Below are 13,327 nucleotides of genomic sequence, written 5' to 3'. Positions count from 1 at the left end.
GCGCAAACGTGCTGCAGCTGGCGGATCAGGCCGATCGCGCCGGCGCGGGCGGGGACACTCAGGGAAGGAACGTCGCCAGCGCCGCTTCCAGGGCCTGGCGTTGGGTCATCGGGTCGAACCAGCACGCGTCCAGTTCGCCGCGCAGCCAGGTCAGCTGTCGCTTGGCGAGCTGGCGGGTCGCATGGATGCCGCGGTCACGGAAATCCGCGGCATCGCCGCGTCCGTCCAGGTACTCCCAAGCCTGCCGATAGCCGACCGCTCGCACCGCGGGCAGGTCCAGCGGCGCCGGATGGTCGCGCAGCTGTGGCAATGCACGCAGTCGGCGCACCTCCTCCAGAAAGCCGGCCGCCAGCATCGCGTCGAAACGCTGTTCGATGCGCTGATGCAAAACCGCCCGGTCGCGCGGCGCAAGGACCAGCTTCAACACCCGCAGTGGCAGCCGCGGTGCCGGTGGCTCCGCCCGCCAGGACGTGATGGTGCGACCGGAGGCGCGGTACACCTCCAGCGCGCGCTGGATGCGCTGCGCATCGGTGGCGTGGATGCGCGAGGCCGCGGCCGGGTCCAGCGTTGCCAGCTCACGGTGCATGGCAGGCAAGCCCCGCTCGGCGATGTCGGCGGCGATTTGCGCGCGGATGGAGGAGTCGGCTTCCGGCATCGGCGACAGGCCGTGCAGCAAGGCACGGAAATACAGGCCGGTGCCGCCGGCCAGGATCGGCACCCGGCCGCGGGCGATCACCGCGTCCAGCGCGGCGCGTGCATCGCGTGCGAACTCGGCCGCCGAGTACGGCTGCCATGGGTCGCGGATATCGATCAGGTGATGCGGCGCGCGCGCGAGTTCTGCCGCGTCCGGCTTCGCCGCGCCGATGTCCAGGCTGCGGTAGACCAGCGCGGAGTCGACGCTGATGATCTCGCCGCCCAGGCGCCCGGCCCAGTCGAGCGCAAGCGCGGTCTTGCCTGAGGCGGTCGGCCCCATCAGCGCTATCGCGCAGGGTCGGGCAGCAATCATCGGCGCGAAAGCGGAACAGGCAATGGCGGGTCTGCAGTCATCGCGGCAGCCTACCGCAGCTGCCGGGCCCCATCGGGACGTCGACTTGTTCACAGGGCCTGTGGACAAGCATCGGCATCAAGCTGTGGACAACTCGCGGAGCGTGATGGCTGCCAAGGGGCGCAGTCATGTTGGTCACTTTTTAGCCACCTCGCGCCGGCCGCCGGTGGAAGCAGCGGATCAGTCCTCGTCGGGCCAGCGGATCGCAGCGGCGGCCGTGCGTTGTTGCGGCAGCGGCAGTGCGGCGACCGCCTCCCATACCTTCAGCGCGTCCACGGTTGCAGCCACGTCATGCACCCGCAGCAGCGTGGCACCGCGCTGGGCGGCAACCAGGTGCGCCGCGACCGATCCGTGCACGCGCTCGTCCATCGCGTCGCGACCCGTCAACTCGGCGATCGAGCGTTTGCGCGACAGGCCGGCCAGCACGGGCAGGCCGATATCGGAGAAGCGCTCCAGCCCTGCCAGGAGCGCCAGGTTGTGCTGCAGGGTCTTGCCGAAGCCGAAGCCTGGATCAATGATCAGGAGCTTCTTGGCGATGCCGGCCATCTCCGCGGCGAACACCCGCTCGGCAAGGAACCGGTGCACCTCGCCGACGACATCCTCGTAGTGCGGCGCGTCCTGCATGTCGCGCGGCTGGCCCTGCATGTGCATCAGCACGACCGGCACGCGAAGCTCGGCCGCTGCCTCCAGCGCCCCGTCGCGGCGCAGCGCGTGGATGTCGTTGATCATCCCGGCACCGGCGGCCACGGCGGCGCGCATGACCTCGGGCTTGGAGGTGTCCACGCTGATCGGCAGCGCGGTCTCGGCGACCAGCCGCTCGATGACGGGAATGACGCGCCGCAGTTCCTCCTCAGCATCCACCTCCTCCGCGCCAGGACGCGTCGACTCACCCCCGACATCGAGCAGGTCGGCGCCCTCGGCGGCCAGGCGCAGGCCGTGGGCGACAGCAGCCTCCGTGCCCTGGTGGGCGCCGCTCTCGGAAAACGAATCGGGGGTGACGTTGACGATGCCCATGACCCGGGCGCGGTCCAGCCTGAGCAGGCGGCCGTTGCAGGCCAGGACGGTGGCAGTATCGAACACGGCGGGCCGCTTACAGCTGCTCGGCAGGCCCACCGATCGGACCCGGCGAGCGCGGCGTGTCCTTGGGGGGCGGCGGCAGGTTGTCGGTCTTGCCCCAGTCCGCCGGTGGATTGGGCTTGCGCCCGGCCATGATGTCGTCGATCTGCAGGGCGTCGATGGTCTCGTACTCCAGCAACGCGTCCGCCATCGCATGCAGCTCGGTGAGGTGCTTGTGCAGGATCTCGGTCGCCCGCTGGTAGGCCTTGTCGAGGATCCCGCGCACCACCTCGTCGATCTTGCGCGCGGTGTCGTCGGAGACGCTCTTGTGCTGGGTCACCGAACGGCCCAGGAAGACCTCGTCGTCCTCCTCGCCGTAGGAGATCGGGCCCATCTCGTCGCTCAGGCCCCACTTGGTGACCATGTTGCGGGCCATCTTGGTCGCCCGCTCGATGTCGTTTGACGCACCGGTGGTGACCTTGTCGGCGCCGAAGATCAGCTCCTCGGCCACCCGGCCGCCGTACAGCGAGGCCAACTGCGACTCGATTGCGGTGCGGTTGTAGCTGTACTTGTCGCCCTCGGGGAGATACATGGTCACGCCCAGCGCGCGGCCGCGCGGGATGATCGTCACCTTGTAGACCGGGTCGTGCTCGGGCACGACGCGACCGACGATGGCGTGGCCGGCCTCGTGGTAGGCGGTGAGCTTCTTCTCGTCGTCGCTCATCGCCATCGAACGGCGCTCGGCGCCCATCATGATCTTGTCGCGCGCCTTGTCGAAGTGGTCCATGCGGACGTCCTTCGCGTTCTCGCGGGCGGCAAACAGCGCTGCCTCATTGACCAGGTTGGCCAGGTCGGCACCGCTGAAGCCCGGGGTACCGCGTGCGATGGTCATCGGCACGACGTCATCCGACAGCGGCACCTTGCGCATGTGCACGCGCAGGATCTCCTCGCGGCCACGCACGTCCGGCAGCCCGACCACGACCTGGCGGTCGAACCGGCCCGGACGCAGCAGCGCGGGATCCAGCACGTCGGGACGGTTGGTCGCCGCGATGACGATCACGCCCTCGCCGCCCTCGAAGCCGTCCATCTCGACCAGCAGCTGGTTCAGGGTCTGCTCGCGCTCGTCATGACCGCCGCCCAGACCGGCGCCGCGATGGCGGCCGACCGCGTCGATCTCGTCGATGAAGATGATGCACGGCGCGCTTTTCTTGGCCTGTTCGAACATGTCGCGCACGCGGCTCGCGCCGACGCCGACGAACATCTCGACGAAGTCCGAGCCGGAGATCGCGAAGAACGGCACCTTGGCCTCGCCGGCGATCGCGCGGGCGAGCAGGGTCTTACCCGTGCCCGGGGGGCCGACCATCAGCACGCCGCGCGGGATCTTGCCGCCCAGCTTCTGGAAGCGCGACGGGTCGCGCAGGAACTCGACCAGCTCGCCGACCTCCTCCTTGGCTTCGTCGCAACCGGCCACGTCGGCCAGGGTCACCTTGACCTGGTCCTCGCCCTGCAACTTGGCGCGCGACTTGCCGAAGCTCATCGCGCCCTTGCCACCGCCCTGCTGCATCTGCTTCATGACAAACAGCCAGAACGCGATGATCAGCAGGATCGGCAGGAAGTTCAGCAGGACCGACCAGAACGACGGGCCGCCCGGCGGCACCTGCTCGATGCCGACGTTGTGCTGCATCAGGTCGTTGACCAGGTCCTTGTCACCGGGGCTGAAGGTGGTGAACTCCGAGCCGTCCTTGCGCTTGCCTGTGATCGTGGTGCGGTCCTCGTCGATGCGCACCTTGTCGATGCGGTCGGCCTGGACCTGCTGGATGAACTGGTCATAGGCCAGCGGGCCAGCCGCGCCGGGGGTGCGTGGGCCGAACGCCTGGAACACCACCATGAGAACCACGGCGACGAGCACCCAGAGCATCAGATTCTTGGCCATGTCGTTCATAGGATACGGATCACTTTTTTTGTGCGGACGGCCTGCCGCGGCAGACATCGGAGATGGGCGGCAACGCTGGGTGTACGGCGCGTCGCAAAGACCGGGTCACTTGATTTGTGCGCGTTTGCCCTGTGCCAGGGCGTAGACCTCCGGGGAGCGCTTGCGCGACGCTTCCGGCTTGCGGATCGCTACCTTGGCATAACGCCGCCGCAGCTCCCGCACGTAATCATCGAAACCCACGCCCTGGAACAGCTTGATCAGGAATGTGCCATCGACACGAAGGTGGTGGTCGGCAAAATCCATCGCCAGCTCCGCCAGGTACAGCGCACGCGGCATGTCGACCGCGTCCACACCACTCTTATTGGGGGCCATATCGGAGAGAACAAGGTCCACGGGTTTGTCATTCAGAGTGCGCACCAGCTCCGATAAGACCGCATCCTCCCTGAAATCGCCATGAAGGAACTCCACCCCCGCCAGGGTCGGCATCTCCAGGATGTCCAGCGCGATGACCCGCCCGCTGTCGCCCAGTGCCTGGCGGACCCATTGCGACCACCCGCCCGGCGCGGCGCCCAGGTCGACGACCACCATGCCCGGCTTGAGCAGGCGGTCGCGCTTGACCAGTTCCTCCAGCTTGTAGGCGGCACGCGAGCGGAGGCCTTCCGCCCGCGCGCGTTTCACGAACGGGTCGGAGTGGTGCTCCTTGAGCCAGCGCTGGCTGCTTTTGCTGCGGGTAGCCATCAAACGAAAACCGCTGGAGGACGGGCCGGCCATGATACCCTGCGGGCCCTCCCCAACCTCATTTGCGTGCATCGATGGCAACCGTCCTGACCAGTGCCCAGACCCGCTTCCTGCGCGGCCAGGCACACGACATCAAGGCCATGATCCAGGTCGGCGGGAAAGGCATCTCCGATGCGCTGGTGGCGGAGCTCGAGCTCGCACTGGAAAACCACGAGCTGGTGAAAGTGAAGGTGGGCGCGGCCGATCGCGATGTCCGCGACGAGATGATCGAGCATCTGGTGCAGCGCACCGGCGCGGCATTGGTGCAGAAGATCGGCCACACCGTCGCGCTGTACCGCCCCAGCGAAGAAAAGCGCCACATCGTCCTGCCGCGCGCCTGAGCGCCGCGCGCCTGAGCGCACCGCTGCTTTTTAGTCCTTATCGCGCTTGCTAGCATGGCGCGATGGAACTGACCCTGGAACGCCCGGACTACGAATTCTTCCTTCGCGCCGCCGACGGCAGCATGGCGCTGGTCAATGACCGGCGCCTGACCCGGAGTTTCGTCATCACGCCCAATCACCTGTCCGAGGACTGGGGCGTGCGCGACATGCAGGACCTGGACCCGTCCGATCTCGACCCGTTGCTGGCCCTGGAGCCGGAAGTGGTGATCATCGGCGGTGGAGGCCAGCAGGTATTCGCGCCGGCGAAGGTGATGGCCGTCTGCCTGCGCCGCGGTATCGGCATCGAGGTGATGACCAATGCCGCCGCGGCGCGGACCTTCAGCGTGTTGGCCAGCGAGAACCGGCGCGTGGTCGCCGGGTTCGTGCTGCCGGGCTGAGCCGCGGCAGCGACGCGCACGCCGTCGATTATTTCTTCGGCAGGTACAGCAGCGGATCGACCGGCTTGCCGTTGTAGCGCACCTCGAAGTGGAGCATGTCGCGCGAGGCACCGGTACGGCCGAGCTCGGCGATCTGCTGGCCCGCCTTCACCCTGGCGCCCTCCTCCACCAGCCGGCTGCGATTGTGGCCGTAGGCCGACAGCCACTGCTCGTTGTGCTTGATGATGACCAGCTCGCCGTAGCCCACCAGCCCGGAGCCGGAATAGACCACGGTGCCGTCGCCCGCCGCCTTGACCGGGGCCCCGGCGGCGCCGGCAATATCGATGCCCTGCTTGGTCGGCTCGCCGGCGACGAAGCGGCTCAGCAGCGCGCCGTCCACCGGCCAGCGCCAGGCGATGCCACTGGCCAGCGGCGCGGCGCTGGGCGCCGAAGCGGCCGGAGCGCTGGCCGCCGGCGCGCGCGTGCCACCACTCGACGGTGCGCGCGGCGTGGTTGCCACGGCACCACCGGTTCTTGGATACAGCAGCAGCTGCTGCCCGGGGTAGATCGTGTAGGGCGCGCCCAGGCCGTTCCAGGCGGCCAGGTCGCGCATCGCGATGCCGTTCTCGACCGCGATCCGGTACAGCGTGTCGCCGCGCTGCACGACCCGGGTCGCACCGTATTTGGGTGTGGAGACCGGACTGCTCTCGCGGGTGACCGCGCTGGAGCACGCGGTCAGGGCCGTCGCAACCGCCCCGGCCAGGATCATGCGCGCCAGGATCGTGCGGGCCAGGTTCGTGCGGGCCGGGATCGCGCGGACCAGGCTCGTGCGGATATGGGGTTGTTCGGGAGTCATTATGCTCATGCGCCTTGTTGTGTCCTCCAGATCAGCCAGGTGAATACCCCCAGCAGCAGGACCGTTGCGATCCAGCCGACCGGTTCAATGTAGCGTCGCAATGCCGCCTCCGCCCGGTGACCGCCGAGCCGGATGGCCAGCGCCAGCAGGAACACGCGCTTGCCGCGGCCAACGAACATGCTGGCGATGAACGGCAGCAACGGTACCCCGACGATGCCGGAAGCCCAGGTGAATATCTTCAAGGGAATGGGCGTGAACCCGACCAGCACCAGCACCCAGAACGCCTTCCACGGCGAGTTGGCAGCGATCTCGCGCAACGCCGACACCTCCACGTCGATCCGGTCCATCCAGCCCAGCGTGACCAGCAGCGGGCGGACCAGCTCGAAGGCGTAGTGGCCCAGCAGGTAGCCCAGCACGGCGCCGGCCAGTGAGCCCATCAGGCTGAGCAGCGCAAACCAGAACGCACGCGTCGGCCGCGCCAGGCACATCGGGCCGAGCATGACCTCGGGCGGAATCGGGAACACCACCGCCTCGGCAAAGCTCAAGCCGGCCAACAGCGCCGGCGCGCGGCGGTGGGCGGCCCAGACCAGGCACCGGTCGTAGAGGGGACCAAAGAGTTTCAAGCGCAGGGATCCTTCAGTCGACCAGGCCCGACAGCAGCGGCACGAAGACAACCGAACCGATCGTCTCCTGGGTGATGCGGCCATCGGCGTCCTTGCTCAGCCGCAGCAGCGACTGCCCGGCCGAGGCGCCCACTGGCGCCACGAGCACACCGCCCGGGGCCAGTTGCGCGGTCAGCGCGTCCACCAGCGCCGGCGCGGCGGCGGTGACCAGGATGGCATCGAAGGGCGCATTTTCCGGCCAGCCGATGCGGCCGTCGTCGTGCTTGCTGCGGATGTTCATGCCCAACTGGCGAAAGCGCTTGCGCGCGGTGCGCAGCAGCTCGCCGATACGCTCCACGGTGTGCACTTCCAGGCCGAGCGCGGCAAGGATGGCGGCCTGGTAGCCCGAGCCGGTGCCGATCTCCAGCACCTTGGAGGGCTGCGCCTGCATCAGGGTTTCGGTCATCTTGGCCACCACCCAGGGCTGGGAGATGGTCTGGCCGTGGCCGATCGGCAAGGCAGTGTCGTCGTAGGCGCGGCTTTCCAGCGCTTCGTCCACGAACAGGTGGCGCGGCACGTTGCGCACGGCATTGAGCACGCGCTCGTCGGCGATCCCGTTGTCGCGCAGGCGATCGACCAGCCGGTCGCGCACCCGCTGCGAGGTCAGTCCGGACCCGCGATCGGTAGGCTGCAGGCGCATCCTCAGGCTCATCGTCCTGCCTCCGCGGACGAGGACTCCAGCGAGGCCTCCAGCCCGCTGACCCAGTTCGCCACCTGCTCCAGCGCCTGGTAGCGCGTCAGGTCGACCTTGATCGGGGTGATCGCAATATAGCCGCTGCGCACGGAGTGGAAATCGGTGCCCGGACCGGCGTCCTGCTCGGGCCCGGCACCCCCGATCCACCACCACTGGCGACCGCGCGGGTCTTCCTGCGGAATGCACGCCTCGGCGCGGTGGCGGTTGCCCAGGCGACCGACCTGGAAGCCGCGGACGTCCTCCCACGAGAGGTCGGGCACGTTGACGTTGAGGATCGTGTCGGCCGGCAGCGGGTCGGTCGCCAGGCGGGCGATGATCTCCACCGCGGCGCGCGCGGCGGTCTCGTAGTGCTGGCCGAGCTGCCCGTTGGTCACCAGCGACACGGCGACCGCCGGCAGGCCGAGAAAACGGCCCTCCATCGCGGCGGCGACGGTGCCCGAATAGATCACGTCATCGCCCAGGTTGGCGGCGTCGTTGATTCCGGACACGACGATGTCGGGCTCCGTCTCGAGCATGCCGGTGATGGCGACGTGGACGCAGTCGGTGGGTGTGCCGGCGACGCGCCAGGTGGCCTCGTCCTGCTGGATCACCCGGATCGGCATGTCCAGGGTGAGCGAGTTGCTGGCACCGGAGCGGTCCCGGTCCGGAGCGACCACCACTACTTCGTGACCGGCGGCGCGCAGTCCCTCGGCGAGGGCGCGGATGCCGGGTGAATCGACGCCGTCGTCGTTGCTGACCAGGACTCGCATGATCTCCCTTGGCGAGCGCCACTCGGGCGCAATGCAGTAGTGGCAGGGACCGGCGCAGCCGGTCGGGGGCGGATCGCAGGCGCCGGCGGTGCGGCGGCTTGGATCCCGTCAAAGCGGTCATGATAGCCGATGGCAGCCACCCTTCGCCGCCCCGATGGACGCGATCGCACCCCACGATGCCCGCTCCGCCGCCGCGCGTTAGGCTAGGCGGATGGATACCGGAATGCCCCCGTGAACGGCGCCGACGACGACGATGCCGCGCTGTTCCGCAGCGCGATCGGGCCGGTTCGCAAGCTGCCCGAACGCCCCGCTCCGCCGTCCGCGCCGCGCCCGAAACCGCGCGCGAAGATGGCCGAGCGCGACGATGCCGATGCGCGCGAGGATCTCCGCCACGCGCTGGAATCCACGTTGCTGGAAGCTGACGACCCGCTGGCATGGCGCGGCGATGTCAGCCAGGAGGCATGGCAGCGACTGCGCCGCGGCGAGATGTCGGCGCAGGAGGAGCTCGACCTGCACGGCACCGACGCAGCTACCGCCGAGGCGCTGGTGCGCGCGTTCCTGAACGATGCGCAGCGCCACGGCCTGGGCTGTGTGCGCATCATCCATGGCAAGGGTGGACGTGGCGGTGCGGATATCGGCCGCAGCGGCGCGCCGGTACTGAAGAATCTGGTCGACCGCATGCTGCGGCAGCGCTCCAGCGTGCTGGCCTTCCATTCGCCCTTGCCGGCCCAGGGCGGCAGCGGCGCGGTGATCGTCCTGCTGGCGCCGCGGCGTCGCTGACGCGTGCCCGGCACGGCGCGGGCTCCGGCGCGATCAGGCCCAGGACTGGCCGGAGCCGTCGCGCACCTCCCCCAGTTCCGCCAGCACCACCGTGGCGTAGGTGCCCGGCGGCAGATTGAATGACAGCTCGAGCGTCGCGGCGTCCAGCCATTGCCAGCGCAGGGCGTCGGCGCGCAGGCGCAGCGATCGCCGCTCCTGCTTCAGGCCGGCCTGCTCCAGACCGGCGCGCAGGCGCATCGATACCGGGTCGGCCAGTGCGCCCTGCTCCAGCTCCAGCGCATCGGCCTGGCTGCGCAGGTCGCCGCGGCCCCACAGCGGGCCGCTGGGATGGATGTCGAACGCCGACAGGCGCTGTCCGATCTCCGGAGTGATCGGCTCGGGCCCGAACACGCTGCGGCTGCCATCGAGCATCCACACCTCACCCGTCAACGGCGTATCCCAGCAGTGCGCCTCGACCCGCGCCTGCAGCACCTGGTTGAACAGCACCGAGCGCGCGGCCGAGAGCAGCATGCCGCGCTCATCGCGACGGACCCGGCGGCCTTCGAACATCGCCAGCGCCTTGCCCAGGTTGTTGCCATCGCGGCCAAAGCGCTGCTCGCCGAAGAAGTTCGGCACGCCGCGCCGGGCAATCTGCTGCAGGCGCGCCTCGATCGCGGACGGGTCGCCGACGACGTCGCGCAGCACCAGCACGAAGCGGTTCCCGGCCAGCGCACCGCGCGGAAGCTTTTTCGCGTGCCACGCCTGTTCCAGCACCTGCAGTCCGTCCACCTGCAGCGCGGCGATGTCGGGGGCGACCTTGCGCGGCAGGTGCACGCTGAAGCGCTGGCGGGTCACCGCGTGGCGATCCTTCAGCCCGGCGTAGCCGATCGCCATCTCGTCCACGCCGGCCCACTGGGCAATGCTGCGGGCGGCGAAAGCGGTGTTCATGCCGCGCTTCTGCACCCTCAGAAGCAGGTGCTCGCCGCTGCCGGAGGGTTCAAAGCCCGCCAGTTCCTCGACGAAGAAGTCCTCCGGCGTGACGCGCATCCGGGCGGACAGCACGGGCTCGCCATGGGCACGCGTGTCAGCGGCGGGCGCACTTTCCGCGGGTCCGGGCGCGCCGGAATCGCTCATCCGCGCACCAGCAGGCACACCGCCAACGCGGCCAGTCCTTCGCCCCTGCCGGTAAAGCCGAGCTGCTCGGACGTGGTCGCCTTTACGCTGACGGTATCGACATCGACGCCCAGGTCGGCCGCCAACAGGGCGCGCATCGGCGCGACATGTGGACCGACTTTCGGTCGCTCGCAGATCACGGTGACGTCCGCGTTGCCGAGCACCCAGCCGCGGTCCGCTGCAAGCTGACGGCATTGGCGCAGGAACGTGCGGCTGTCGGCATCCTTCCAGCGCGGATCGCTGGGAGGAAAATGGGTGCCGATATCGCCAAGCGCGAGCGCGCCGAGCATGGCGTCGCACAGCGCATGGATGACCACATCGCCGTCGGAGTGGGCGAGCACGCCGCGGTCATGCGGAACCTGGACCCCACCCAGCACGACGTGATCGCCGTCGCCGAATGCGTGGACGTCGTAACCCTGGCCTATGCGGATGCTCATTGATGCCGGTCCTGCTGCAACGAATTGGGGGCGACATTGTCGCCTACGCCGCGTCGGGTGACTCGGCGCGTTCGGGTTGCGTTCGACCCGGCGGTCAGCGCTGGCGCTGCGATAGCAGGAACTCGGCCAGGTCGCGATCGGCCGGCGTGGTGACCTTGAGGTTGTCCTCGCGCCCTTCGACCAGCCGCGGCCGCAGGCCTGCGCGTTCGACCGCCATGGCCTCGTCGGTCACCTGGACTGCGTCGGCGCGGGCGGCCAGCAAGGCATCGGTGAGCAGGCCGCGACGGAACGCCTGCGGGGTCAATGCACGCCAGAGCGCGGCGCGCGGCTCGGTCGCGGCGATACGTCCCTCCGCGTCGGCCCGCTTGAGGGTGTCGCGGACCGGCGCGGCGAGGATTGCGCCGTCGCGGTCCTCTGAGGCGGCATGCAACAGCCGCTCCAGATCGGATGGGTGCAGGTTGGGACGCGCTGCGTCGTGGACCAGTACCAGGCTGTCTTCCGGGCCGGGCGGCAGTCCCTGCAAGGCGGCGAGCACCGAATCCGCCCGCTCGGCGCCGCCCTCGCAGCGCAGGACCGGCTTGCCGTGGCGGGTGGTCCAGCCCGGCCAGTACCGATCATCGGCGGCCAGCGCCACCATCGCGCCCGCAACCTCGGGATGCGAGAGCAGCGCATCCAGTGCGTGCGCGATCAGGGGTTGTCCGGCGATCTGCAGATACTGCTTGGGCACGTCGCCGCCAAAGCGCGCACCACGACCGGCGGCGGGAAGGATTGCCCACACCGACGGCGTGCCATGCCGGCTCACTGGCGGACCGGATCCGGATCCGCAGGCGTTGCCGGATCCGGCTCGACCACGCGGTAGAAGGTCTCGCCGGGGCGGATCATGCCCAGCTCGCTGCGAGCCCGATCCTCGACCGCCGCCTCGCCGGATTTGAGGTCTTCCACTTCGGCGGACAGCGCATCGTTGCGCTGCTGCAGGCCCTCGTTTTCGCGGGCCTGCTGCTGCACGCGCTGCTCCAGCGCGGCGACCGAGTCACGGCCGCCCTCGCCGTCCCACAGGCGGTCTTGCAGGAACACCAGCAGCGCCACCAGTGCCACCAGCAATGCCACCATCCAGCGCATGCGCGGGTGTCAGCCCTGCAGCGACACGAATGCGTCGCGGCCGGCGTAGGTCGCGCCGTCGCCGAGCTGCTCCTCGATCCGCAGCAACTGGTTGTACTTGGCGACGCGGTCGCTGCGGCACAGCGAGCCGGTCTTGATCTGGGTTGCCGTGGTTGCCACCGCGATGTCGGCGATCGTGGTGTCCTCGGTCTCGCCGGAACGATGCGATACCACCGCGGCGTAACCGGCGCGGTCGGCCATGGAAATGGCTTCCAGCGTCTCGGTCAAGGTGCCGATCTGGTTGACCTTGATCAGGATCGCGTTGGCGATATGGCGGTCGATGCCCTGCTGGAAGATCTCCGGATTGGTCACGAACAGGTCGTCGCCGACCAGCTGGACCTTCTTGCCCAGCGCATCGGTCAGCTGCTTCCAGCCGTCCCAGTCGTTCTCGTCCATGCCGTCCTCGATGCTGATGATCGGGTACTGCGCGCACCAGCCGGCCAGGAACTCGACGAACTGCTCCGAAGTCAGGCGTTTGCCCTCGCCGGTCAGGTGGTACTTGCCGTTCTCGTAGAATTCGCTGGAGGCAACGTCCAGGCCCAGCAGGATGTCGTCGCCGGCCTTGTAGCCCGCCTTGCCGATCGCCTCCAGGATGGTTTCCAGCGCTTCCTCGTTGCTGCGCAGGTCCGGCGCGAAGCCGCCCTCGTCGCCCACCGACGTGCTCAGGCCGCGGCCCTTGAGCACCGACTTGAGCGCGTGGAACACCTCGGTGCCGGCGCGCAGGCTCTCGGAGAAGCTGTCAAAGCCGACCGGCAGGATCATGAACTCCTGCAGGTCGACGTTGTTGTCGGCGTGGGCGCCGCCGTTGATGATGTTCATCATCGGCACCGGCAACACGCCGCGGCGGTCACCGGCCAGGTACCTCCACAGCGGCAGGCGGCGGCTGGCGGCCATCGCGTGGGCATTGGCCATCGACACTCCCAACAACGCGTTCGCGCCCAGGCGGCCCTTGTTGCGGGTGCCGTCCAGATCGATCAGACGACGGTCGATGCCGCCCTGGTCGGCCGCATCCAGCCCGACCAGCGCCTTGGCGATGGTGGTGTTGACGTTCTCCACCGCGGTGCGCACGCCCTTGCCCAGGTAGCGGGTCTTGTCGCCGTCGCGCAACTCCACGGCTTCCTTGGAACCGGTGGACGCACCGGAAGGCACCATCGCCCGGCCAAAACTGCCATCGGCAAGGGTGATCTCGGCCTCAAGGGTCGGATTGCCGCGGCTGTCGAGGATTTCGCGGGCGTGGACTTTGGCGATTTCGGTCATGTCGGTTCTGCAGG

At 69.0% G+C, this 13,327-nt stretch carries 16 protein-coding genes; 3 read left to right on the top strand and 13 right to left on the bottom strand.

Features of this window, described 5'->3' with window-relative positions:
- Positions 1-58 precede the first annotated feature (58 nt).
- The 4 genes from miaA to rlmE form a co-directional block, all read right to left on the bottom strand.
- Positions 59-1,006, bottom strand: a complete 948-nt coding sequence (gene miaA / locus INQ40_RS04050; RefSeq protein ID WP_194341949.1) for a tRNA (adenosine(37)-N6)-dimethylallyltransferase MiaA — start codon at positions 1,004-1,006, stop codon at positions 59-61.
- Positions 1,007-1,225: 219 nt separating this feature from the next.
- Complete coding sequence (gene folP, locus INQ40_RS04045) at positions 1,226-2,125, bottom strand: dihydropteroate synthase (RefSeq protein WP_194341948.1); 900 nt, start codon at positions 2,123-2,125, stop codon at positions 1,226-1,228.
- Between the two features lie 10 nt (positions 2,126-2,135).
- Positions 2,136-4,043, bottom strand: coding sequence for an ATP-dependent zinc metalloprotease FtsH (gene ftsH, locus INQ40_RS04040; RefSeq protein ID WP_194341947.1), 1,908 nt, complete (start codon positions 4,041-4,043; stop codon positions 2,136-2,138).
- Between the two features lie 96 nt (positions 4,044-4,139).
- On the bottom strand, positions 4,140-4,772 hold the full coding sequence (gene rlmE / locus INQ40_RS04035) for a 23S rRNA (uridine(2552)-2'-O)-methyltransferase RlmE (protein ID WP_193987206.1): 633 nt from the start codon (positions 4,770-4,772) through the stop codon (positions 4,140-4,142).
- A 74-nt stretch (positions 4,773-4,846) separates the two neighbouring features.
- Between rlmE and yhbY the strand changes: the two genes are divergently transcribed.
- Together yhbY and INQ40_RS04025 are read left to right on the top strand one after the other, a co-directional pair.
- Positions 4,847-5,152, top strand: a complete 306-nt coding sequence (gene yhbY / locus INQ40_RS04030; protein WP_194341946.1) for a ribosome assembly RNA-binding protein YhbY — start codon at positions 4,847-4,849, stop codon at positions 5,150-5,152.
- Positions 5,153-5,214: 62 nt separating this feature from the next.
- Positions 5,215-5,589 (top strand): Mth938-like domain-containing protein, encoded by a 375-nt coding sequence (locus INQ40_RS04025; protein WP_194035218.1) that lies wholly within the window; start codon positions 5,215-5,217, stop codon positions 5,587-5,589.
- A 28-nt stretch (positions 5,590-5,617) separates the two neighbouring features.
- Here the strand turns inward: INQ40_RS04025 and INQ40_RS04020 are convergent, their stop codons facing one another.
- The 4 genes from INQ40_RS04020 to surE all read right to left on the bottom strand — a co-directional run bounded on the left by INQ40_RS04020 (position 5,618) and on the right by surE (position 8,529).
- Positions 5,618-6,337: a peptidoglycan DD-metalloendopeptidase family protein gene (locus INQ40_RS04020; RefSeq protein ID WP_194342410.1), complete on the bottom strand. Its 720-nt coding sequence runs from the start codon at positions 6,335-6,337 to the stop codon at positions 5,618-5,620.
- Positions 6,338-6,429: 92 nt separating this feature from the next.
- Positions 6,430-7,047, bottom strand: a complete 618-nt coding sequence (locus INQ40_RS04015) for a YqaA family protein (RefSeq protein ID WP_194341945.1) — start codon at positions 7,045-7,047, stop codon at positions 6,430-6,432.
- A 13-nt stretch (positions 7,048-7,060) separates the two neighbouring features.
- Positions 7,061-7,738: a protein-L-isoaspartate(D-aspartate) O-methyltransferase gene (locus tag INQ40_RS04010; protein ID WP_193986421.1), complete on the bottom strand. Its 678-nt coding sequence runs from the start codon at positions 7,736-7,738 to the stop codon at positions 7,061-7,063.
- Positions 7,735-8,529 carry a 5'/3'-nucleotidase SurE gene (gene surE / locus INQ40_RS04005; RefSeq protein ID WP_194341944.1) on the bottom strand — a complete coding sequence of 265 codons (795 nt, stop codon included), beginning with the start codon at positions 8,527-8,529 and terminating at the stop codon, positions 7,735-7,737. The genes INQ40_RS04010 and surE overlap by 4 nt, the downstream gene beginning before the upstream one ends.
- Positions 8,530-8,760: 231 nt before the next feature.
- Between surE and INQ40_RS04000 the strand changes: the two genes are divergently transcribed.
- Positions 8,761-9,309 carry a Smr/MutS family protein gene (locus tag INQ40_RS04000; RefSeq protein ID WP_194341943.1) on the top strand — a complete coding sequence of 183 codons (549 nt, stop codon included), beginning with the start codon at positions 8,761-8,763 and terminating at the stop codon, positions 9,307-9,309.
- 33 nt (positions 9,310-9,342) lie between these two features.
- Here INQ40_RS04000 and truD read toward each other — a convergent pair whose 3' ends face one another.
- The 5 genes from truD to eno form a co-directional block, all read right to left on the bottom strand.
- Positions 9,343-10,422 (bottom strand): tRNA pseudouridine(13) synthase TruD, encoded by a 1,080-nt coding sequence (gene truD / locus INQ40_RS03995; RefSeq protein WP_194341942.1) that lies wholly within the window; start codon positions 10,420-10,422, stop codon positions 9,343-9,345.
- The gene (gene ispF / locus INQ40_RS03990) at positions 10,419-10,898 is read right to left on the bottom strand and encodes a 2-C-methyl-D-erythritol 2,4-cyclodiphosphate synthase (protein ID WP_194341941.1); all 480 of its coding nucleotides are present in this window, start codon (positions 10,896-10,898) and stop codon (positions 10,419-10,421) included. Before ispF ends, truD begins: the two co-directional genes overlap by 4 nt.
- A gap of 94 nt (positions 10,899-10,992) precedes the next feature.
- The gene (ispD, locus tag INQ40_RS03985) at positions 10,993-11,700 is read right to left on the bottom strand and encodes a 2-C-methyl-D-erythritol 4-phosphate cytidylyltransferase (RefSeq protein ID WP_194341940.1); all 708 of its coding nucleotides are present in this window, start codon (positions 11,698-11,700) and stop codon (positions 10,993-10,995) included.
- Entirely contained in the window at positions 11,697-12,017 is a 321-nt protein-coding gene (ftsB, locus tag INQ40_RS03980) for a cell division protein FtsB (RefSeq protein WP_194341939.1), read from the bottom strand. Before ftsB ends, ispD begins: the two co-directional genes overlap by 4 nt.
- A 9-nt stretch (positions 12,018-12,026) precedes the next feature.
- The gene (gene eno, locus INQ40_RS03975) at positions 12,027-13,313 is read right to left on the bottom strand and encodes a phosphopyruvate hydratase (RefSeq protein ID WP_194341938.1); all 1,287 of its coding nucleotides are present in this window, start codon (positions 13,311-13,313) and stop codon (positions 12,027-12,029) included.
- Positions 13,314-13,327: the final 14 nt, after the last annotated feature.

It is taken from the genome of Lysobacter sp. H21R4 (genome assembly GCF_015277535.1).
In the GTDB taxonomy this organism is placed as follows: domain Bacteria; phylum Pseudomonadota; class Gammaproteobacteria; order Xanthomonadales; family Xanthomonadaceae; genus Novilysobacter; species Novilysobacter ciconiae.
The sequence above is the reverse complement of the archived record's forward strand: the minus strand, read 5'-3'. Positions and strand labels throughout refer to the sequence as shown.

Bases quoted from the DNA above. Each gene is read 5' to 3' on its own strand.
- miaA (WP_194341949.1), bottom strand. From the start codon at position 1,006: ATGATTGCTGCCCGACCCTGCGCGATAGCGCTGATGGGGCCGACCGCC.
- ftsH (WP_194341947.1), bottom strand. From the start codon at position 4,043: ATGAACGACATGGCCAAGAATCTGATGCTCTGGGTGCTCGTCGCCGTG.
- rlmE (WP_193987206.1), bottom strand. From the start codon at position 4,772: ATGGCTACCCGCAGCAAAAGCAGCCAGCGCTGGCTCAAGGAGCACCAC.
- yhbY (WP_194341946.1), top strand. From the start codon at position 4,847: ATGGCAACCGTCCTGACCAGTGCCCAGACCCGCTTCCTGCGCGGCCAG.
- INQ40_RS04025 (WP_194035218.1), top strand. From the start codon at position 5,215: ATGGAACTGACCCTGGAACGCCCGGACTACGAATTCTTCCTTCGCGCC.
- INQ40_RS04020 (WP_194342410.1), bottom strand. From the start codon at position 6,337: ATGATCCTGGCCGGGGCGGTTGCGACGGCCCTGACCGCGTGCTCCAGC.
- INQ40_RS04010 (WP_193986421.1), bottom strand. From the start codon at position 7,738: ATGAGCCTGAGGATGCGCCTGCAGCCTACCGATCGCGGGTCCGGACTG.
- surE (WP_194341944.1), bottom strand. From the start codon at position 8,529: ATGCGAGTCCTGGTCAGCAACGACGACGGCGTCGATTCACCCGGCATC.
- truD (WP_194341942.1), bottom strand. From the start codon at position 10,422: ATGAGCGATTCCGGCGCGCCCGGACCCGCGGAAAGTGCGCCCGCCGCT.
- ispF (WP_194341941.1), bottom strand. From the start codon at position 10,898: ATGAGCATCCGCATAGGCCAGGGTTACGACGTCCACGCATTCGGCGAC.
- ftsB (WP_194341939.1), bottom strand. From the start codon at position 12,017: ATGCGCTGGATGGTGGCATTGCTGGTGGCACTGGTGGCGCTGCTGGTG.
- eno (WP_194341938.1), bottom strand. From the start codon at position 13,313: ATGACCGAAATCGCCAAAGTCCACGCCCGCGAAATCCTCGACAGCCGC.